Here is a 20,834-nt window from a genome sequence, read left to right on the forward strand (position 1 = left end):
CTCCCCGCATGTCCCTGGACGCCCCGCCCGAGAATCCGTCCGCCGGCCTTGAGAGCCAGCTGCGCCGCAGCCTGGACCGCGTGCTGGAGAGCCTGCAACTGCGCCTGGCCCTGCTGGGTACCGAATGGGAGGCCGAGAAGCTGCGCCTGTTCTCCGGTCTCGCCGGACTGCTGATGTGCCTGGTGCTGGGCGCCGTGGCTTTGGGATTGCTGAGTCTGGCTCTGGTCTGGTTGCTGCCGGCGCCCTGGCAGTGGCTGATGGCCTTGGGGCTGGCCATCCTCTATGGCCTGGGGGCCTGGGCCGCCTGGCGTTGGGCCCTGGTGAAACTGTCGGCGCCCAGCGGCCTGTTCGAGCAGAGTCTGGCTGAACTCCAGCGTGACCGCGCCCTGCTGCGCGGAGGTCCCGATGTTTGAGGCCCGCCGATTGGCCCTGAAGCAGCGGCAGCTGGAGCTGCGCCTGCGTCAAGCCGAGCTGCGCACAGAACTGGCGGCCGATGCGGCGCGGCTGCGGCCCGCGCTGACCATCGGCGACCTGGGCATTGGGGTCTGGCACCGCTGGCGTTCCTGGACGCAGGCGCCGGCCGGCCGCTGGAGTGCGATGGGCCTGGGCCTGCTGGCTGGCCTGGGAGCCCGTTCTGCCCAAAGGCGCTGGCGCCGCTGGCTGCCCTGGCTGAGGCTGGGGCGCGCGGCCTACGGGCTGTGGCGGGCCTGGGATGGCGGGTCTCCGGCAAGGGAGAACGGCGCAGGAAGGGACGCCGTGAACGCGGCGGCGACCGAGGCCGCCTCCGCAGCTCCTGAAACTCCTGCCGCATCGCCTTCGATGGCGACCGGCACGCCGCCCGGCCCCTGAGCGGGCCCGCATCCTCGCGCACGGCAAGGGCTCGGCGAAGCCCATTGCCGGGTCATTGGCAGGTCATCGCCGGGCCTCCGACGCCCCTGGCCGAGAGCGCCATCGCGGCGCTTACTCAGCGCGGCTTCTTGCCCGCGGGGCGTGCGGCCGGCTTCGCAGCGGGCCTGGCGCCTGCTGCTGCGGTGGGCTTGAAGCCCGTCGTGCGGCTCACGCCCGGCTTGGCGGCACCGGTCACCCGGGGCGGCAGGCCGGTGTGCTGGGTCAGGATCTGGCCCTTGCGAGGGGCGGAGCCGCAACCGCGTGGCGAGGCGGCATGCGGGCTCGCCGCCTTGGCCAGCGGCTTGGCTACCGAAGTCTTCACGCCCACCGGTGTCGAGTTCTTGCGCCGTGCGCTCTGGTAGCTGCCGTCGGTCGATGGCTGGAAGGTCGGGATCAGGTGGTGCTTGCCGTTGCCGATCAGGTCGGCCCGGCCCATCTCCTTGAGCGCCTCGCGCAGCAGGGGCCAGTTGTTGGGGTCGTGGTAGCGCAGGAAGGCCTTGTGCAGGCGGCGGCGGCGCTCACCGCGCACGATGTCCACGGCCTCGCTGTCTCGGGTGACCTTCTTCAGCGGGTTCTTGCTGGAGTGGTACATGGCCGTCGCGGTGGCCATGGGGCTGGGGTAGAAGGTCTGGACCTGGTCGGCGCGGAAGCCGTTGCGCTTGAGCCAGACGGCCAGGTTCATCATGTCCTCGTCTGAGGTGCCCGGGTGGGCGGCGATGAAGTAGGGGATCAGGAACTGCTTCTTGCCTGCGGCCTCGCTGGCGGCCTCAAAGAGCTGCTTGAAGCGGTCGTAGGTGCCGATGCCCGGTTTCATCATCTTGGACAGCGGGCCGGCCTCGGTGTGCTCCGGCGCGATCTTGAGGTAGCCGCCCACGTGGTGGGTGACCAGCTCCTGGATGTACTCGGGGCTCTGGATGGCCAGGTCGTAGCGCAGGCCGGAGCCGATCAGGATCTTCTTGACACCAGGCAGCGCACGGGCCCGGCGGTACATCTTGATCAACGGGTCGTGGTCGGTGTGCAGGTTCTGGCAGATGCCGGGGAAGACGCAGCTGGGCTTGCGGCATGCCGCCTCGATCTCGGGCGACTTGCAGCCCAGGCGGTACATGTTGGCCGTGGGTCCACCGAGGTCGGAGACGATGCCGGTGAAGCCCTTGACCTTGTCGCGCATTTCCTCGATCTCGCGGATCACGGAGTCTTCAGAGCGGCTCTGGATGATGCGGCCCTCATGCTCGGTGATGGAGCAGAAGGTGCAGCCGCCGAAGCAGCCGCGCATGATGTTCACGCTGAAACGGATCATCTCCCAGGCGGGGATCTTGGTGCCGTGGTCGTGGCTGCCGTTCTCGTCAGCGTAGCGCGGGTGCGGGCTGCGGGCATAGGGCAGGTCGAAGACCAGATCCATCTCGGGCGTCGAGAGCGGCAGGGGCGGCGGGTTCAGCCAGACGTCGCGGTCGCCGTGGCGCTGCACGAGCGCGCGGGCGTTGCCGGGGTTGGTCTCCAGATGCAGCACGCGGTTCGCGTGGGCGTACAGCACCGGGTCGCTCCTGACCTGCTCGAAGGCGGGCAGGCGGATCACGGTGCGATCGCGCGGAGTGGTGACGGCACGGCCGTCATCGCGCGAGACGGTGCGGCGCACGATCTGGATGGGCTGGACGGCGGCGCCCACCTGGCCTGCGGCATCGCCCTCGGCCTTGGCGCAGCTGGCGCCCTTGGCCTCGGCCGTCTCCTCGGTCGTTGCGTAGGGGTTGAGGATTTCGTCGATGCGGCCCGGGGCGTCCACGGTCGTGGAGTCCAGCTCGAACCAGCCGGCCAGGGCCGGGTCGTCCGGCTGGCGCATGAAGGCGGTGCCGCGCACGTCGGTGATGGACTCGATGGGCTGGCGCCGCGCCAGGCGGTGGGCGATCTCGACGATGGCGCGCTCGGCATTGCCAAAGACCAGCAGGTCGGCCTTGGAGTCGATCAGTACCGAGCGGCGGACCTTGTCCTGCCAGTAGTCGTAATGGGCGATGCGACGCAGCGAGGCCTCGATGCCGCCGATCACCACCGGCACCTCCTTGTAGGCTTCGCGGCAGCGCTGGGTGTAGACCAGGCTGGCGCGGTCGGGCCGCTTGCCGGCCTCGCCGCCGGGGGTGTAGGCGTCGTCACTGCGGATCTTCCGGTCCGCGGTGTAGTGGTTGATCATCGAATCCATGTTCCCGGCCGCCACGCCGAAGAACAGATTGGGCTTGCCCAGGGCCTTGAAGGGCTCGGCCGAGTTCCACTCGGGCTGGGCGATGATGCCCACGCGGAAGCCCTGCGCCTCCAGCGTGCGCCCGATCACCGCCATGCCGAAGCTGGGGTGGTCCACATAGGCGTCGCCGGTGACGATGATGATGTCGCAGGAATCCCAGCCGAGCTGCTCCATCTCCTGCCGGCTCATGGGCAGGAAGGGGGCCGGTCCGAAGCGCTTGGCCCAGAAGGGCTTGTAGCCGCTGAGCAGCCGGGCGGGCTTCGGAGGGGTGATGGTGGCGTGGGCGGACATCGGTGCGTGGTTCGGGGAGCGGACGAGGGGCAGCCCTCGCGGGCAACCTGCTATTGTCGCGGGTCAAGATCGAATGCGGCACATGGCCCCATGTGCCGCGGGAGATTGCCCGCGTGAATCTGGCTCAGTTGTCCGCTTTTCGGGCGCCGGGGGTGGCGATGAGCAGGCCGTCTTGCGTCGGCCGGCAGATGGCCTGCGTGCCCAGCCGGGCGCGCTCCTCGGCGCTGACCGGGGGTAGCAGGGGGGCGCCGGGCTGGAGCAGGCTGTCCATGAAGCGCTCGATGGCGGTCTCGCCCATGGCCATCAGGTCGAAGGCGCTGGGGTCCATGATCCATTGGTGGATCAGGCCGTCCACCAAGGCCACGAGGGCAATGGCGGCGGCCGAGGTGTCCAGTCCTGCTGGCAGTTGGCCGGCTGCCTGCGCGGCCAGGAAGCAGGCCTCGTTCTGGCTGCGCCAGGCGCGGTGGTTGGCCAGCTTGCGGGCGTGCAGGGCCTGCATCTCACCGCTGAACTCCACCTTCTTCATCGCGATCTCGAAGACGCGGCGGGTGCGCTCGCTGTGGCTGCAGCTGTGAAAGACGTTGAGCAGGCCCCAGCGAAGATCGGTCAGGGTGATGGGCTGGCTGGCCGCCTCCTGCGGCAGCAGGCCTTCCTCCAGGGGCATGGTGGCCCGGTCCATCATGGCGGCGAAGAGCTCGACCTTGTCCTGGAAGTGCCAGTACACGGCGCCCCGGGTGACGCCGGCTGCGCTGGCGATGTCCTGCAAGGAGGTGCGGGAAACGCCTCGCTCATGAAAGAGCTGTTCCGCGGCGTCGAGCAGGCGGTGGCGGGTTTCAAGGGCTTCTTGCTTGGTTTTGCGGACCATGGTGTGCGCATTGTAGATCAGGTCTTTTCAAACATACATACACGAATGTATGTATACTGCGTGCCATTGTTGGCGAAGTGGCCAAGGCCTGTTCGTCGTGCCGGTGAGGCGGGATGTTCATCAAGATGCGGCGCTTCGCCCCCTGCCATGCCGGCGCCAGGCGTGCCGGCAGCCCTCCTGACAGTTTTTTGTTTGCTGCCTCCGACACTGGGGGCTGTGATTGCCCCAGAAAGGACTGCTCGTGATGTCCCAGAACAAGATGGCCGCCGTGACGGCCTCGCATTTGTCGATTTCCCCCGGGGCGCGCGCCCTGTACCTGCTGCCCCTGGTGGTGGCGCTCGCCGCGGCCCTGGTGGGCTGTGGCGGCGGCCAGGCCGGTGCCCAGGGCGGCCCCGGCGGCATGCCTCCGCCGCAGGTGGGCGTGATCAAGGTTGAACCCCAGGCCGTGACCCTGCAGGTGGAGCTGCCCGGCCGCGTGGAGGCCCTGCGCACCGCGCAGGTCCGTGCCCGCGTCAATGGCGTGGTGCAAAAGCGCCTGTTCACCGAAGGCGGCCTCGTGAAGGAAGGCCAGCCCCTGTTCCAGATCGATCCCGCCCCCTACCAGGCCGCGCTGGACAGCGCCAATGCCCAATTGGCCAAGGCCCAGGCCAACGTCAGCCAGGCCGTGGCCCAGGCCGAGCGCAACAAGCCGCTCGTCGATGCCAAGGCCATCAGCCAGCAGGAATACCTGGCGTCCGTCGCTGCCGCCAAGGGGGCCGAGGCTGACGTGGCTGCCGCCAAGGCCGCCGTGCAGACGGCTCGCCTGAACCTGGAGTACGCCAGCGTGCGCGCCCCCATCTCAGGTCGCATCGGGCGTGCCTTGGTCACCGAGGGCGCCCTGGTCAGCGCCGTCGAGGCGACCCAACTGGCCCTGATCCAGCAGACCGACAAGGTCTACGTCAACTTCACCCAGAGTGCCAATGAAGTGCAGGGGCTGCGCCGCGCTCTGGCCTCGGGTCAGCTGCGTGCCGCCGGCAAGGACGGCGCGGCCGCCCAGGTGCGCGCCGTGATGGACGACGGCCATGAATCGGCCAAGGCCGGCAAGCTGCTGTTCACCGACCTGAGCGTGGACCCCGGCTCCGGCCAGGTGCTGCTGCGCGCCGAGATGCCCAACGACGACGGCCAGCTCATGCCCGGCCAGTATGTGCGCGTGCGCCTGGCCCAGGGCGAGATGCCCTCCGGCATGCTGGTGCCCCAGCAGGGTGTCAAGCGCGGCACGCAGGGCGACACCGTCCTGGTGATCGGCGCCGGCAACAAGCCCGAGCCCCGCATGGTCAAGCTGGGCGGCGCCCAGGGCAGTCACTGGGTGGTGCTGGACGGGCTGAAGCCGGGCGATCAGGTCATCGTCGATGGCTTCCAGAAGATGTTCGTGCCGGGCGCGCCGGTGTCGCCGGTGCCGTGGTCGGCCAGCGCGGCGTCCGCGCCAGCCGCCCCCGCCTCGCCGGCCTCCGGCGCGGCCCACTGATCCCAAGGAGAAGGCATGTCACGCTTCTTCATCGATCGGCCGATCTTTGCCTGGGTGATCGCACTGTTCATCCTGGTGTTCGGCGCGGTGTCCATCACCAAGCTGCCGGTGGCGCAGTACCCCACGGTGGCTCCGCCCTCCCTCGTGGTCAGCGCCGCCTATCCCGGCGCCTCCGCCCAGACCCTGGACGAGAGCGTCATCTCCGTGCTGGAGCAGGAACTCAACGGCTCGCCCAATCTGGCCTACATCGAGTCCGTTTCGCAGGCTAATGGCACCGGCGCCATCACCGTGACCTTCGAGCCCGGCACCAATATTGACCTGGCCCAGGTCGAGGTGCAGAACCGCATCTCGCGCGCCGCGCCGCGTCTTCCGGCTTCGGTGGTGCAGCAGGGCGTGCGGGTGGACAAGGCGCGCAACAACTTCCTGCTGTTCGTGACCCTGTCCAGCAAGGCCGGCAGCCTGGACCCCATCGCCCTGGGAGACTATGCCTCGCGCGCCATCATTCCCGAACTGCAGCGCCTGCCCGGCATCGGCCAGGCCCAGCTCTTCGGCACGGAACGCGCGATGCGCATCTGGCTGGATCCGGCCAAGCTGCAGTCCTTCAACATCAGCCCGGCCGAGGTCAACGTCGCCATCCGCGCGCAGAACGCGCTGGTGCCGGCCGGCTCCATCGGCGAGCTGCCCAATCTGAGCACGCAGACCATGTCCGCCACCGTGGTGGTCAAGGGCCAACTGGAGTCGGTGGAGCAGTTCAAGTCCATCGTGCTGCGCGCCAACCCTGACGGCTCCACCGTGCGGCTCAAGGACGTTGCCCGCGTGGAGCTGGGCGGGCAGGGCTACGGCTCCTACTCGCGCCTGAACGGCAAGCCCAGCACCGGCATCGGCATCCAGCTCTCGCCCAGCGGCAACGCGCTCGCGTCCGCGCAGGCCGTCAAGGACCGCATGGTCGAGCTGCAGCGCTTCTTCCCCGAAGGCGTGGTCTACGAGATCCCCTACGACTCCTCGAAGTTCGTGAAGATCTCCATCGAGCAAGTTGTCGAGACCCTGGTCGAGGCCATCATCCTCGTGTTCCTGGTGATGTTCCTGTTCCTGCAAAACTGGCGCTACACCCTCATCCCGACCATCGTGGTGCCGATCGCCCTGCTGGGCACCTTCGCCATCATGTTGTGGATGGGTTTCTCGATCAACGTGCTGACCCTGTTCGGCATGGTGCTGGCCATCGGCATCCTGGTGGACGATGCCATCGTGGTGGTCGAGAACGTCGAGCGCATCATGAACGAGGAGGGGCGCTCGCCGCTGGAGGCCACCAAGAAGGCGATGGGCCAGATCTCCGGCGCCATCATCGGCATCACCGTGGTGCTGGTCTCGGTCTTCGTGCCCATGGCCTTCTTCGCCGGCTCGGTGGGCAACATCTATCGCCAGTTCTCGCTGGCCATGGTGGCGTCCATGCTGCTGTCGGCCTTCATGGCCCTGAGCCTGACGCCGGCCCTGTGCGCCACGCTGCTGCGCCCCGTCAAGCAGGGCGAGGCGCATGCCAAGAGCGGTTTCTTCGGATGGTTCAACCGCGGTTTCTCGGCCACGGCCAAAGGCTACGAGAGCTGGGTGGCCCGGTTGCTCAAGCGCAGCGGCCGCATGCTGATCGCCTATGTCGCCGTGATCGCGGTCGTGGGCTGGGTCTACCTGCGCATGCCCACCTCCTTCCTGCCCAATGAAGACCAGGGCTACCTGATCGTCAACGTGCAGCTGCCCCCGGGCGCCACGGCCAACCGCACCGAGGCGGCCGTCAAGCAGGTCGAGGACTTCATGCTCAAGCAGCCCGAGGTGCAGAACACCGTGGGCGTGATCGGCTTCTCCTTCTCGGGGCAGGGCCAGAATGCCGCGCTGGTGTTCGTGCCGCTCAAGCCCTGGGAGGAGCGCAAGGGTGCGCAGCACAGCGCGCAGGCGCTGGCGGGCCGAGCCTTCGGCGCCTTCATGGCCGTGCGCGATGCCTTTATCTTCCCGCTCTCGCCGCCGCCCATCCCTGAGCTGGGCACGGCCACCGGCTTCGCCCTGCGCCTGCAGGACCGCGGCGGCCTGGGCCATGAGGCCCTGCTGAACGCCCGCAATCAGCTGATGGGCATGGCCAGCCAGAGCAAGGTCATCACCGGCATGCGCCCGGATGGCCTGGAGGACGCGCCCCAGCTGCAGCTGGACATCGACCGCGACAAGGCCAATGCCCTGGGGGTGAGCTTCGACAACCTGGGCACCGTCATCGGCACCCAGCTGGGCTCGGCCTATGTGAACGACTTCCCCAGCAACGGCCGCCTGCAGCGTGTCGTGGTGCAGGCCGAGGCCGGTGCTCGCATGCAGCCGCAGGACCTGCTGCGCCTGAACGTCGTCAACAACAAGGGCCAGAGCGTGCCGCTGTCCAGCTTCGCGACGACCAAGTGGATCACGGGCCAGATGCAGGCCGTGCGCTACAACGGCTATCCCGCGATGCGCCTGGCTGGCGATGCCGCACCCGGCGCCTCGACCGGTGCAGCCATGGCCGAGCTGGAGAAGATGGTGGCCCAGCTGCCGCCGGGAATCGGCTACGAGTGGACGGGGCTGTCGCGCGAGGAGAAGATATCCGGCTCGCAGGCCACCGTGTTGCTGCTGTTCTCGCTGCTGGCCGTGTTCCTGTGCCTGGCCGCGCTGTACGAGAGCTGGTCGATTCCCTTCGCTGTGCTGCTGGTGGTGCCCCTGGGCCTTTTCGGCGCGCTGATGGGGGCCACGATGCGGGGCATGCCCAACGACGTGTTCTTCAAGGTGGGCCTGATCACCATCATCGGCCTCTCGGCCAAGAACGCCATCCTGATCATCGAGTTCGCCAAGGACCTGCAGGCCGAAGGCCGCAGCCTGGTGGAGGCGATCCTGGAGGCCTGCCACCTGCGCTTCCGTCCCATCATCATGACCTCCATGGCCTTCATCCTGGGCGTTCTGCCCCTGGTGTTCGCCAGTGGTGCCGGTTCCGCCAGCCAGCGGGCCATCGGCACGGGTGTGATGTCCGGGATGATCTCGGCCACGGTGCTGGCGGTGCTCTTCGTGCCGGTGTTCTTCCTGGTGGTGCGCAAGCTGTTCAAGCCGAGCGAGCGCCAGAAGGCGTTTGATGCCCAGCACGCCCACGGGATTGGTCATGCTGCAGAAGGCCACTGACCGAGCATCCCACCCCCTACCGGCTGTCATCCGGTCTGCGGGATGCCCTGCTAGGAGTTGCGCAAGCAACGGAGCAAGCGATATGAATCAGACACAACTTTCTCGACTGCGCCTCGGCCTCAGCGTCGTGGCCCTGGCCGCGCTGACGGCCTGCGCGAATCTCGCGCCCCAGCATGAGCGGCCGGCCCTGCCGGTGGCTGAGCAGCTGGGCGCGTCGGGCGCGCAAGACCTGACCCTGCCGGCCTGGCGCGACTTCTATGCCGATGCGCGCCTGCAGGCCCTGGTTGACATCGCCCTGCGCAACAACCGCGACCTGCGGGTCGCGTTGCGCAGCGTGGACCAGGCCGCGGCCCTGGCCCGCGTCAGCGATGCCAACCGCTGGCCGACCGTGGCCGCCGGCCTCATCAGCAGCCGCCAGCCCAATGCCAGGGACGACACCATCACCGCCAGCTACCAGGCCGGCCTGCAGGTGACGGCCTACGAGCTGGACCTCTGGGGCAAGCTGCGCAACCAGAGCGACGCCGCCCAGGCCCGCTACCTGGCCAGCGAGGACGGCGCCCGTGCTGCCCAGCTGAGCCTCGTCGCCGGCGTGGCCTCGGCGCACTATGCGCTGCAGATCGACGAGGCGCTGCTGGACTACGCCCGCAAGACCCTGACCAGCCGCGAGGACAGCCACCGTCTGATCCGCCTGCGCTTCGACCAGGGCGCAGCTTCCAGCCTGGAGCTGCAAGGCGCGATCTCGGCGCTGGAGGCTGCCCGTGCTGCCCAGGCCCAGGCCCAGCGCCAGCGCAGCCAGGACGAGAACGCCCTGGTGCTGCTGCTCGGCCAGCCCCTGCCCCAGGACCTGCCGGCCGGCGCCCCGCTGGCTGGCCAGGCTCTGGCACCGCTGGCCGCGGGTGTGAAGTCCAGCGTGCTGCTCGAGCGGCCGGACGTGCGCCAGTCGGAGGCCCTGCTCGTGGCTGCCGAGGCCAATGTGGGCGCCGCCCGCGCCGCCTTCTTCCCCAGCATCACCCTGAGCACCAGCATCGGAAGTGCCAGCTCGGAGCTGTCGGGCCTGTTCAAGAACACGGCCTGGAGCTTCGCCAGCCAGGCGCTGATGCCGGTCTTCGACGCGGGCCGCAACAGCGCCAACCTCAAGGCCACGCAGGCCGCCCGTGAGATCGCCGTGGCGCAGTACGAGAAGTCCATCCAGCAGGCATTCCGCGAGGTGGCCGATGCGCTTGCCGCCCGCAGCACGCTGGCCGAGCAGCTGCGCGCCCAGGAAGCTCAGGCCGCAGCCGAGGCCGAGCGCCTGCGCCTGGTGGAGTTGCGCTTCGCCAATGGCGCCTCCAGCAGCCTGGAGCTGCTGGACGCCCAGCGCGGCAGCTTCGCCGCGCAGCAGGCTGCCCTGCAGGTGCGCCTGGCGACGCTGCATTCGGGCGTGCAGCTCTACAAGGCCCTGGGCGGCGGCGCAGCAGCCGAGCTGCGCGCCCAGCGCTGACGACGCCCCAGAACCCCGGCGCCGTGGCACGGGCCGGGTGTGTCAGACGTATGACAAGGGTAGGCCTGTGGGCCTGCCCTTTTTTCATATCGACACAATCGCTGGGCGCTATCTGATGCAATCCAGGGTTGGCACTGATGAATAACGGTTATCCATGGGCGGCATCGCTCCTATGATGCGCAGCGGCTGTCACACGCGGATCGGGAGGTCCGGCGCCAGCCGCTGATTTCAGCAACCGATGGAGGAATGACCCATGTCCGAAAAACTGCCTTTCTTCGCCCGCTTCCTGGAAGCCCAGGAACTGGACGCCGTCAGCGGCGGTGGCGCTTCTGCCACCTCCAAGACCCTGGACCAGCCCGAGCAAACCATGAAGTACCCCTCCGATGGGGATGACCACCTGCCCGAGACTCTGTCGGCCGACGCCACCAGCACCAGTCCGCTCAAGGACGACATCGTCGTTACTCTGAAGTACCCCTCCGACGGCGACGACCACCTCGGCAACGAAGTCTGAACGTGCCTTCGGCGCCGCGCCCTCGGGCCGGCGCCTGCGTTCCCTGTCCGCCCCGTCCACCCCGTTTTTTCCGGGGGAGCGGGGCGGTATTGCTTGCCTGCCTGGAATCGATGTGTCGCCTCTCGTTCTCCTGCTGACCCACGCCGCCGACCACACCACCGTCGATTGGGTGGCCGACGCCTTGCTGCGCCGTGGCGCTCAACCCCTGCGCGTGGACACCGATCGTTTTCCGCTGGACTGGCAGCTGGGCCTGGGCCTGGAGGGGGGCGATGACGGCGGCTTCCTGTGCCTGCAGGGGCGCACGCATGCCCTGGAGGCTGTGCAGGCCGTCTGGCTGCGCCAACTGCTGCCGCCGGCCCTGGGCGACGCCATCGACGAGCGCTATCGGGCGTCCTGTGTCCAGGAATGCCGCCATGTCCTGCGTGCCTTGTGGGACCGGCTGGAAGGCGCCCGCTGGGTCAACGGCCTTGCGCAGGTGGAGCGCGCCGGGGCCAAGCTGCGGCAGCTGCGCCTGGCCCGCGAGGCCGGCCTGCGCGTGCCAGACACGCTTTGCAGCAACGATCCCGCCGCCGTCCGCGCCTTCCATGCCCGCCAGCCGCGGGGCGTGGTGATGAAGATGCAGACCGTGCTGGCACCGGGCATGCGCGGAGGTGCGGGCAATCTCTACACCACGGTCATCGAGTCCGCGGACCTGCAGGACGATCGCGGCCTGGCCCTGTGCCCGCCGCTGTTCCAGGAGCGCATCGCCAAGGCCGAGGAGCTGCGGGTGATCGCCGTCGATGGGCACCTGTTCTGCGGTGCCATCCGACCGCAGGCCGGGGCGGGACGTGTGGACGACTGGCGCCCGCAGGCCGGGTTGGCATGGATGCCGGCCCAACTGCCAGAAGCCGTGGCCGCTAGATTCCTCGACCTGATGCGCCGGCTGGGACTTCGCTACGGGGCCGCGGACTTCATCCACACCCCGGATGACGACTGGGTCTTCCTGGAAGTCAACGCCTGCGGCGAGTGGGGCATGCTGCAACGCGAGCTGGGACTGCCCATTGCCGATGCCCTGGCCGATGCCCTGCTCGCCGATGCTCCCGTCCTCTGCGCTGCGGCGCCCTCTGTCTGAATACCCGAGCCTGATGCCATGAATGTCCTGATCGTTACCCATTCCCGCGACCACCACTGCACCCCCCTGATCACCCGGGCCCTGATGGCCCGCGGCGCCACGGCGTGGTGCTTCGAGACCGACCTGTTCCCCTCGTCCGTGCAGCTGAGCCTGCATGCCGACAGTCAGCAGCAGACCCTGCTGCTGCAGACGCCCCTGGGGCAGCTGGACCTGGCCGAGCTGCAGGCCTGCTACTACCGCCGTCTGCGCATCGGCGGCGCCATCCCGGACACCGTGCCCGGCGTCTACCGCGAGGCCGCACAGAAGGAGAGCCGGGCCCAGGTCCTGGGCCTGCTGCACAGCCTGGACTGCTTCCAGCTGGACGGCTACGAGAAGGTGCGCCGGGCCGATCACAAGCAGCTGCAGCTCAAGACCGCGGCCCATCTGGGGCTGGAGATTCCGGACAGCCTCTCCACCAATGACCCGCAGGCCGTGCGCGAGTTCTTCGGGACGCATCCTCAGGGCATCGTGGGAAAGATGCTCAGCTCCTTTGCCATCTACGAGCAGGGGCAGGAGAAGGTGATGTTCACCAATCGCATCCGCCCCGAGGATCTGGACCACCTGGACGCCCTCCGGCACGGCCCCATGACCTTCCAGGCCCTGGTGCCCAAGGCCCTGGAACTGCGGGTGACCATCGTGGGCGAGCAGGTCTTCGCCGCGGCCATCGACTCCCAGGCCAATGAGCGCGCCCGGACCGACTGGCGCCGCGAGGGTCGTCGCATGCTGCGGGACTGGCAGCACCACGTCCTGCCCGCAGACATCCAGGCCCGGCTGCTGGCCCTGATGGATGCCTTCGGGCTCAACTACGGCGCCATTGACCTCATCCTGACGCCGGACGGTCGCCACGTTTTCCTCGAGCTCAATCCGGCCGGCGAGTTCATGTGGCTGGAGCAGCACCCTGGCCTGCCCATCGCCGATGCCCTGGCCGACGTGCTGATCGGGCATGCCCCGCGCCGAGGCGTGCCGGGCCTCCTGGCCCCTGACTTCTTTGCTGGCCGCAAGCGGGCTCAGGAAGCGCAGGCTGCCTGAGCCGCCTGAGGCCCGGTCGTACTGCCGGCCCCCAGGCCGGCTCACAGTCCCCCCGCGTTTGAACTGGCTTGCCTTTGGCCGCATCGCGAGGTCCAAGGGCGCGTGGCATCGACCGGGCATGGGGGAATCGGGCCTGCCGGCGGAATGGTCCCATGAAGGAGGGGGCAACGCCTCTCGGCCCCGGCAAAACCGGGCCGTGGCCTTTTCGCCTAGATCGACTCACGTTGACCTGGCTCTGCCGGACCGCCCACCTTGCCCCTTGACGTGGCGCATGTCGCGCGCAGGGGTGTGGGCTCCGGTCACAGCGAGGTCAAGAAAAAAGAAAAGACCCACTGCACAGCAGCCGGGCCTTCTCGCTCAGAGCGACTCAGGCTGATCCGGCGCTGCCGGGCAGCCAAGCGTGCCCCCTTGTGGGGGCTGAGGCCGGACGCAAACGGCGAGCGGTTTGTGCCTCCCCAAGGGCCTGGGCTCTGGTCTGGCACGGCCTGCAGGGCTGGCGAAGTCGGTAGGGGGCGTCAATCTTGCGCCGCCACCCATGCGCGGCCTTGTGCCTGGGCGTAGTTCAGCGCCTGGCGGCGCCCGGTGAAGCGCGGGGTGAAGCGCATCACGCGGTCATGGTTGGCTGAGCCTTGCCCGGAGCGGATGGAGACGCTGGCATAGATGCCACCGTCCTCAGAAGTCTTGATGAAAGGTGAGACAAGGAATCGCCCCACCTCGATGCTGTTCTTTTGCATGGTTGTCTCGAGGTGTGCGCCTTGAAGGAGCCGTCCCTGCGTGGAGGTCCAGAGAGCCGTCTTGGCGCGGATGGTGATGAAGTCCGGGGCAGGCGCAATGCCTGGCGCGGAAGCGGGTGCCCGGTGAGAGTCGGGCACCTGAAGCCGTGATCCGCGGGGACCACGGCCGTTCGGGATGGGCCGTCCAGGGAGACGGCCCAGGCCTTCCCAGGCCTGGAGGAAGTGCTTTACAGGGGCTTGATGTTCGAAGCCTGCAGGCCCTTGGGGCCTTGCTTCACTTCGAATTCGACCTGCTGGCCTTCAGCCAGGCTGCGGAAGCCGCCACCGTTGCGGATTTCGCTGTGGTGGGCGAAGAGGTCCTTGCTGCCGTCGGCGGGGGTGATGAAACCGAAGCCCTTGCCGTCGTCGAACCACTTGACGATACCGTTCTGGATGCTGCTCATGGTGTTTTCTTTCCGAAAAGAAGAAGGAGCCGTGCGCGCGAGCGGCGACACACGGGGGGACGTACAGACACGCAAGAGAGATCAAGCCGGTGATTGAAGCCACCCAGCGGATCGCTTGGGGGCGGGCGCTTCAGGCGGGGGGGCCAGATGCGAAATCTGCCTATCCCGAGTGATGGCGCTGGAGGCTGATGGGCGGGCCGGCATCGTGTGAGTCTGATGCCGGAGACCACTGCAAAGACCTTGAAGAAACGGTCTTGAGCGAATGTATAGAGGCATATTCTAGCACCAATGTTCTCAATGTGCTGGGCTAATCCTTGAGCTTTGCCCTTGCGCAATCGCCAGCCCCGCTTTGGGTCACAAGATCGCACCCCATGCCGGACCTCCTCCATGCCTGAACGACGGACCCCTGCCGGCGGGCCAGCCGCGCCGCATGCCCCCTTCTTCCGACTGGGATTGCTGATGCTGGCCCTGTCCGGCCTGTGGTGGTGCCTTGTCTTGCTGGCCCGCTGGCAGGGGCGGGCGTTGCCCTGGGCGGTGTCTCCAGGCTTAGCCCATGGCCTGCTGTTCGGGCTGGGCGCCATGCCGCAGTTCATCACCGGCTTCTTTTTCACGGCCGGGCCGCGTTGGCTGCGCGTACCGGGCCCGCAGACCCAGGCCCTGCACCTTCCGCTCGGGCTGGCGGGGCTGGGTGGCCTGCTGATCCTTCTTGGGCTGCATGCCGCGGCGCCGCTGGCGGGTCTCGGCCTGATGTTGCTGATGCTGGCGTGGGCCGCATCGTGGCGGCTGGCCCGGCGCATGCTTGTTGCCAGCAAGGAGCCGGATCGTCTGCACCTGAGCGGTGTACACGGCGCTTGGCTCCTGGGGCTTTGCGGCATGGCCCTCACGGGCGCCAGCCTGATGGCGGGGCGCGAGGACTGGGCCCGCGCATCCCTGCAGGCTGTGCTGTGGTGGAGCCTGCTGCCCGTCTTCTTGATCGCCCTGCATCGCATGGTGCCCATGTTCGCCGAGCCGGCGGTCTGGCTGCAGGCGGCCGGGCGCCTGCCTGCGTCCGAACGGACCCTGCTGTGGGCCGGGCTGGCGGGCTGTGCCTGGGGCGGGGCCTGGCAGGTGCTGGGCCCCAGTTTCATGCCGCCCTGGGCCTGGGCGCTGCGGGCCGGCTTGGAGGGCGGCGTGGCCTTGCTGCTGCTGAAGCAAGCCTGGCATTGGCGGCACATGGCCCGGCTGCCCCTGATGGCAATGATGCTGTGCGGCGGGCTGTGGCTGGCGCTGGGGGCGGGGTTGTCGGCCCTGTCGGCGGGGCTGCTGGCTCTTGGGCGACCAGGCCTGGGGCTGGCGCCCCTGCATGCCGTTCTGGCGGGGGGCCTGGCGAGCTTGATGATGGCCCAGGTGAGCCGCGTCAGCAGCGCGCATGCCGGTCGGCCGCTGGCGGTGGACCGGCCCTTAATGGCCCTCTTTCTCCTGCTGCAGCTCGCCGTGCTGCTGCGGCTGTGGGCCGCGCTGGGGCCGTCGGAGCCGACCGGCGCGCTGGCCCTGGCGGCCTTGCTGTGGGCCTTGTGCATGAGCGGCTGGGCGCTGCGTCTGCGGGGTTGGCTGAGGCGGGGGCGTGCTGTCTGAGCTTCAGGCATTGCCCAATCTCTGGACATTGCATCCTGCCGACCTGTGCGCCAATCAGACAGGGGGCTGCGGCCGGGCCTGTCGCAGGGACGTGACAACGGGCCGGAGGAGGCATGAGCCAGGGCTACCGAAGCGGCAGGCCAGGCCCGGCTGGCCGTTCCTCTCATGGTTTGCACGTAGAAACCGGGCCTGGCACGGCCATGGGCACGGCATTTGCACTCCGATGGGGCGACGTCCGCGTCGACACCTCAAAGAATCACGGAGACAACGCATGACCCTGCTGATCCCCATCGCCGCAGCCGTTCCTGGCGCGGCCCTGCGCCGCACGCCCCTGACCCTGGCCCTGCTGGCCGCCATGGCTTCCCTGGCCACCGGGGCGCCCGCCTGGGCCGAACCCAGCCCCGCGCCTGCCGCTGCCCTGGCTGACGAGGTCCAGCCCGCGGCCGACACGCAAAAGCTGGATGTCGTGACGGTGACCGCCCGCCGCCGCGAGGAATCGCTGAAGGACGTGCCCGTCGCGGTAACGGCCTTCGGTGCGGGGGCTCTGGAGAGCCTCAACATCAAGAATCTGGGGGACCTGCAGTCACAGGTGCCCAACCTGACCATCTACGCCGCCCGCGGCAGCAACTCCACCATCACCACCTTTATCCGCGGCGTGGGCCAGGCCGACCCGCTGTGGGGCGTGGACCCCGGTGTGGGCATTTACCTGGATGACGTCTATGTGGCGCGCCCGCAAGGGGCCCTGCTGGATGTGTTCGACACCCAGCGCATCGAGGTGCTGCGCGGCCCGCAGGGCACGCTGTATGGCAAGAACACCATCGGCGGCGCGGTGAAGTATGTGTCGCGCCCTCTGGGCACCAGGACTGAGGGCAGCGCCAGCCTGGCCTTCGGCAGCTATGGCCAGATGGACGCCAAGGGCTCCGTCGGTGGGGCCAGCGGCGACGGCCAGTTCCGTGCCCGCCTGGCACTGGCGACGCTCAATCGCGACGGCTATGGCAAGAACCTCACCGACGGCAGCGAAGTCAGCAACCAGAAGACCAAAGCGGGCCGCCTGAGCCTGGGCTTCTTTCCCAGCGCCCAGCCTTTCAATGTGCAGTTCACGGCGGACAAGACCTATGACGAGTCCAATATGCGCGGCTTCCGGCGTCTGGACGTCAACAAGTTCGACCCTGCCAAGACGCCGCCCGGCGAGAGCCGCTACGACATCGCCAGCGGTATGCCCAACCAGAACCGCACCGAGACCGGCGGCAGTTCGCTGAGCCTGCACTGGAACGTGGACTCGCAGTGGACGGCCAAGTTCATCGCCGCCCACCGCCACAATGACACCAGCACTGGCATCGACTTCGACGGCCTGCCCAACAAAATTGCCGACGTGCAGGCGATCTACCAGGACACCCAGAACAGCGCCGAGGCCCAACTGGCCTTCGATGGCGCCGGCTCCTCGGGCGTGATGGGTGTCTATTTCTTCAATGGCGAGGCGGGTGGCAAGGTCTCGAACAACTTCTTCAACCTCTCCTTCGGCACGACCAACGGGACGGTCCATACACGCGGCAAGGCCGCCTATGCCGACTGGAGCTGGCGCCTGGCGCAGGGCTTCAGCCTCAGCGCCGGCCTGCGCTACACCAAGGAGAGCAAGCGCGCCGTGGTCCTGAACCAGGCCTTCAGCGACGCCACCTTCAGCAAGCCCATCGCCACCCTGGCCGACTTCGACAAGACCCGCGAGGTCAGCAACACCTCGCCCAAGGTCTCGCTGGACTACAAGCTCTCGAGCGCCACCTCGCTGTACGCCAGCGCCTCGCGCGGCTTCAAGTCGGGCGGCTTCAACATCCGGGCCAATACCGCGGCCGTGCCCATCTCCAGCAAGCCTTTCGAGGACGAAGTGCTCGACTCCATCGAGGGCGGCGCCAAGATGGTGCTGGACGGCGGCCGCCTGGAGCTCAACACCGCCGTCTTCCACAACAAGTACAAGAACGTTCAGCTCTCGGTGTTCACCTCCTACACCCAGGCCAATGGCACGCCGGGCTTCTTCGGTGACTTCACCAATGCGGGCCGCGCCACCGTGGACGGCGCCGAGCTGGAATTCGTCTGGCGCCCCAGCAGCAGCTGGACCTTCAGCGGCAACTTCTCCGCCTTGCATGCCCGCTACGACGAGTACCTGGACAAGGGCGTGAACGTGGCGGACCAGAAGAAGTTCACCAATGCCCCAAAGTTCCAGGCCGCCTTCAACCTGGAGAACCGCACGACGCTGGGTGGCGGCACCCTGCGCTCGCGCGTGGGCGTGAGCTACCGCACCAAGGTCTACCCGACGACCGACCTCAGCGAGGCCATCGCGCAGGATTCCTATGCCCTGCTCAATGCCGGCCTGATCTGGGAGCGCGACGAGCACCTGAGCTTCTCGCTGCAAGGCAGCAACCTCACCAACAAGGCCTACCGCACCGACGGCTACAACATCGCTGCCCTGGGGGTGTTGACCGGCTTCTACGGCGCCCCGCGGACCTTCAGCTTGGGGGTCGGCTACAAGTTCTGAGAACCTGGCCCGGCCACTGGGGCCAGGTCTTGCCTGCCCTTCATGTGAGCGAGAACCGGTCTTCTCCTCCCCGGCGCATGCCTTCGACCGCCGGCCTTGCGGCCGGCACTCCCCGTGGCGTGGCCGGTCTCTTTTTGCTCAGGCAGGCAGGACGCTCAGGGTCACGGGCTGACCCGAGAGAACGGCGTTTCCGGAGAGCGGATCCCGCAGCCGCTCATCCAGCAAGGCATTGAGATTGGCACCCGGGCGCAGCTGGGCCACGCTCAGGTGCGTGCCCGGCAGGTCATGGCCCCAGCCATGCGGCAGGCTGGCCACGCCGGGCATCATCTCGTCCGAGCATTGCAGCAACACTTCGAGGCTGACGCCCGCAGCATTGCGCAGCAGGGCACGGTCGCCGTCGCGCAGGCCGCGTCGGCGGGCGTCGTCCGGGTGGAGGATCAGCGTGCTGCGGTCTGGGCCCTTGGCCAGCACGGGCAGGTTGTGCATCCAGCTGTTTCCCGAGCGCATGTCGCGCCGCCCGATCAGCAGCAGCTCTTCCGGCGCGCAGGAGGGCGGCGCGTCGCCGGCCAGTGCGCCGAGCGCCGCCATGAAGGGTGCCGGAGCCAGCTCGATGCAACCCGAGGGCGTGCGCAGCAGCTCGGGCACCCGGGGCTGCAGCTCGCCGAGGTCGATGCCATGGGGCGCGGCCTGCACGCGGTCCAGCGTGAGCCCGTCCGGCTTGCGGCCGAACTGGTCGCCATAGGGGCCGCTGCGCAGGGCCAGGTCGATCAGGCGCTGCGGCCCCACCCGCGGTGCGAGGGCAGCGAGCAGGGCCTCGCTCTGCGTGCCCTCGCTGTCCTTGAGCTGATGGCGCAGCTCCTGGCGCAGGGCCGCGGTGTCGAGCTGGTCCACGGGCTGGCGCCAGTCCGCGCCCGCGGCCAGGGCGGCGAGCCGGGTCAGGGTCTCCCATTCCTCGGGCATGTCGGCCGGGCGCTCGAAGACCGGGGCGCTGTAGCGCGCATGGTTGCGCCAGGAGAGCTGGCCGAAGGCGATGTCGTAGTGCAGATCCTCCAGGGGGGAGGGCGCGGGCAGGATGAGGTCGGCGTGGCGTGTGGTCTCGTTGATGTAGATGTCCAGGCTCAGCATGAAGTCGAGGCCGTCCAGCGCACGCGAGAGGCGGGGACCGTTGGGCGCCGAGAGCACCGGGTTGCTGGCCACCGTGATCAGCGCCCGTACCTGACCCTCGCCGGGGGTCTCGATCTCTTCCGCCAGGCAGACCATGGGCAGTTCGCCGAAGACCTCCGGTGCGCCGCTGACGCGGCTGCGGCGGCGGCCCAGGCTCACGCCGCGGCCGCTGCCGGGGCGGCCCTGGGTGTTGACGGCAAAGGCGGCGGCCTTGGGGAACATGGCGCCGCCGGGCTGGTCCAGGTGGCCGCAGAGCAGGTTGATCGCATCGACCAGCCAGCTGTTGAGCGTGCCATGGCGCTGCGTGCAGCTGCCGATGCGGGCATAGAGAGACGCCCGCGGCGTGGTCGCCAACAGGCGGGCGATGCGGCGCTGCTCGGAGGCCGGGATGCCGCAATGTCGGGACGTTGATTCTGGCGGGTAGGCGATCGCTGCGGCGCGAAGCTCGTCCAGCCCCTGCACCCAGTCATCCAGCGGGCTGCTGCGCACCAAGCCTTCATCGAACAGGGTGTGGACCACGCCCAGCAGCAGCCAGACGTCGCTGCCGGGACGGATGAAGAGGTGCTCGTCCGCCGCGGCGGCGGTCTCGGTGCGGCGCGGGTCGATGACGATCATGCGCCCGCCGCGCTCGCGTAAGGCCCGGGCCTTGCCGCGGAAGTCCGGCACCGTCCAGAGGCTGCCGTTGCTGACCATGGGGTTGGCGCCCAGCACCACCAGCAGGTCCGTGCGGGGCAGGTCAGGGACGGGGATGCTGAGCCAGTGGCCGTACATCAGCGCGCTGGAGAGCTGCTTGGGCATCTGGTCCAGCGTGGAGGCCGAGAAGACATTGCGCGTGCCCAGGGCTCGCGCCAGCCGAGGCGTGTAGGCCAGCAGGCCCACCTTGTGCGCGGCCGGATTGCCGAAGCTCAGGGCCACGGCGTCCGGCCCATGGGCATCGACCAGCGGGTGCAGGCGGCGCTCGATCTCCTCGAAGGCCTCGTCCCAGCTGATGGGTACGTGCCGGCCCCCGCGCCTGAGCAGGGGCTGGCGCAGGCGGTCCGGGTCTTCGTGCAGATCCTTCAGCGAGATGCCCTTGGGGCACAGAAAGCCCTGGCTGAAGGGATCGTCCTGGGCGCCGCGGATGGCCGTGACACGATTGCCGACGGTATGCACCTGTAAACCGCAGCAGGCTTCACACAGGGGGCAGATGCGGTAGTGTCCGCGCGGTGCGTTTGCGTCAGGCGTGTTCATCGG

15 protein-coding genes are annotated in these 20,834 nt (G+C 68.5%); 10 read left to right on the plus strand and 5 right to left on the minus strand.

Annotation, left to right across the window (positions count from 1 at the left end):
* Nucleotides 1–8: 8 nt before the first annotated feature.
* Both H5407_RS17190 and H5407_RS17195 read left to right on the plus strand, forming a co-directional pair.
* The gene (locus H5407_RS17190; RefSeq protein ID WP_183105710.1) at nt 9–413 is read left to right on the plus strand and encodes a phage holin family protein; all 405 of its coding nucleotides are present in this window, start codon (nt 9–11) and stop codon (nt 411–413) included.
* Entirely contained in the window at nt 406–849 is a 444-nt protein-coding gene (locus H5407_RS17195; protein ID WP_183105711.1) for a hypothetical protein, read from the plus strand. The genes H5407_RS17190 and H5407_RS17195 overlap by 8 nt, the downstream gene beginning before the upstream one ends.
* A 115-nt stretch (nt 850–964) precedes the next feature.
* Here the strand turns inward: H5407_RS17195 and H5407_RS17200 are convergent, their stop codons facing one another.
* The gene (locus H5407_RS17200) at nt 965–3,406 is read right to left on the minus strand and encodes a YgiQ family radical SAM protein (protein ID WP_183105712.1); all 2,442 of its coding nucleotides are present in this window, start codon (nt 3,404–3,406) and stop codon (nt 965–967) included.
* A 124-nt stretch (nt 3,407–3,530) separates the two neighbouring features.
* Nucleotides 3,531–4,271, minus strand: coding sequence for a TetR family transcriptional regulator (locus H5407_RS17205; RefSeq protein WP_183105713.1), 741 nt, complete (start codon nt 4,269–4,271; stop codon nt 3,531–3,533).
* Nucleotides 4,272–4,515: 244 nt separating this feature from the next.
* On the opposite strand from H5407_RS17205, the gene H5407_RS17210 reads away from it, so the two are divergent.
* From H5407_RS17210 to H5407_RS17235, 6 genes are all read left to right on the plus strand, one after another.
* A complete protein-coding gene (locus tag H5407_RS17210; RefSeq protein ID WP_255501296.1) occupies nt 4,516–5,775 on the plus strand; it encodes an efflux RND transporter periplasmic adaptor subunit in 1,260 nt (419 codons plus the stop codon).
* Nucleotides 5,776–5,790: 15 nt separating this feature from the next.
* Nucleotides 5,791–8,949, plus strand: coding sequence for an efflux RND transporter permease subunit (locus tag H5407_RS17215; protein WP_183105714.1), 3,159 nt, complete (start codon nt 5,791–5,793; stop codon nt 8,947–8,949).
* A gap of 82 nt (nt 8,950–9,031) precedes the next feature.
* Nucleotides 9,032–10,429, plus strand: coding sequence for an efflux transporter outer membrane subunit (locus H5407_RS17220; protein WP_183105715.1), 1,398 nt, complete (start codon nt 9,032–9,034; stop codon nt 10,427–10,429).
* A 253-nt stretch (nt 10,430–10,682) separates the two neighbouring features.
* Nucleotides 10,683–10,940: a microviridin/marinostatin family tricyclic proteinase inhibitor gene (locus tag H5407_RS17225; RefSeq protein ID WP_183105716.1), complete on the plus strand. Its 258-nt coding sequence runs from the start codon at nt 10,683–10,685 to the stop codon at nt 10,938–10,940.
* Between the two features lie 112 nt (nt 10,941–11,052).
* The gene (locus tag H5407_RS17230; protein WP_183105717.1) at nt 11,053–12,051 is read left to right on the plus strand and encodes an MvdC/MvdD family ATP grasp protein; all 999 of its coding nucleotides are present in this window, start codon (nt 11,053–11,055) and stop codon (nt 12,049–12,051) included.
* A gap of 18 nt (nt 12,052–12,069) precedes the next feature.
* The gene (locus H5407_RS17235) at nt 12,070–13,119 is read left to right on the plus strand and encodes an MvdC/MvdD family ATP grasp protein (protein WP_220800658.1); all 1,050 of its coding nucleotides are present in this window, start codon (nt 12,070–12,072) and stop codon (nt 13,117–13,119) included.
* Nucleotides 13,120–13,634: 515 nt separating this feature from the next.
* On the opposite strand, the gene H5407_RS17240 is transcribed toward H5407_RS17235, so the two are convergent.
* Together H5407_RS17240 and H5407_RS17245 are read right to left on the minus strand one after the other, a co-directional pair.
* Complete coding sequence (locus tag H5407_RS17240) at nt 13,635–13,853, minus strand: hypothetical protein (RefSeq protein WP_183105718.1); 219 nt, start codon at nt 13,851–13,853, stop codon at nt 13,635–13,637.
* Nucleotides 13,854–14,080: 227 nt separating this feature from the next.
* Nucleotides 14,081–14,287: a cold-shock protein gene (locus H5407_RS17245; protein ID WP_269630551.1), complete on the minus strand. Its 207-nt coding sequence runs from the start codon at nt 14,285–14,287 to the stop codon at nt 14,081–14,083.
* Nucleotides 14,288–14,683: 396 nt separating this feature from the next.
* Here H5407_RS17245 and H5407_RS17250 point away from each other — a divergent pair, with 396 nt between their 5' ends.
* Both H5407_RS17250 and H5407_RS17255 read left to right on the plus strand, forming a co-directional pair.
* Nucleotides 14,684–15,910: an NnrS family protein gene (locus H5407_RS17250; RefSeq protein ID WP_183105720.1), complete on the plus strand. Its 1,227-nt coding sequence runs from the start codon at nt 14,684–14,686 to the stop codon at nt 15,908–15,910.
* A gap of 271 nt (nt 15,911–16,181) precedes the next feature.
* Nucleotides 16,182–18,437 carry a TonB-dependent receptor gene (locus H5407_RS17255; protein WP_220800660.1) on the plus strand — a complete coding sequence of 752 codons (2,256 nt, stop codon included), beginning with the start codon at nt 16,182–16,184 and terminating at the stop codon, nt 18,435–18,437.
* A 138-nt stretch (nt 18,438–18,575) separates the two neighbouring features.
* On the opposite strand, the gene H5407_RS17260 is transcribed toward H5407_RS17255, so the two are convergent.
* Nucleotides 18,576–20,831, minus strand: a complete 2,256-nt coding sequence (locus H5407_RS17260) for a molybdopterin-dependent oxidoreductase (protein WP_183105721.1) — start codon at nt 20,829–20,831, stop codon at nt 18,576–18,578.
* Between the last annotated feature and the right edge of the window lie 3 nt (nt 20,832–20,834).

The sequence above is a fragment of the Mitsuaria sp. WAJ17 genome (genome assembly GCF_014174515.1).
GTDB lineage: Bacteria > Pseudomonadota > Gammaproteobacteria > Burkholderiales > Burkholderiaceae_C > Roseateles_B.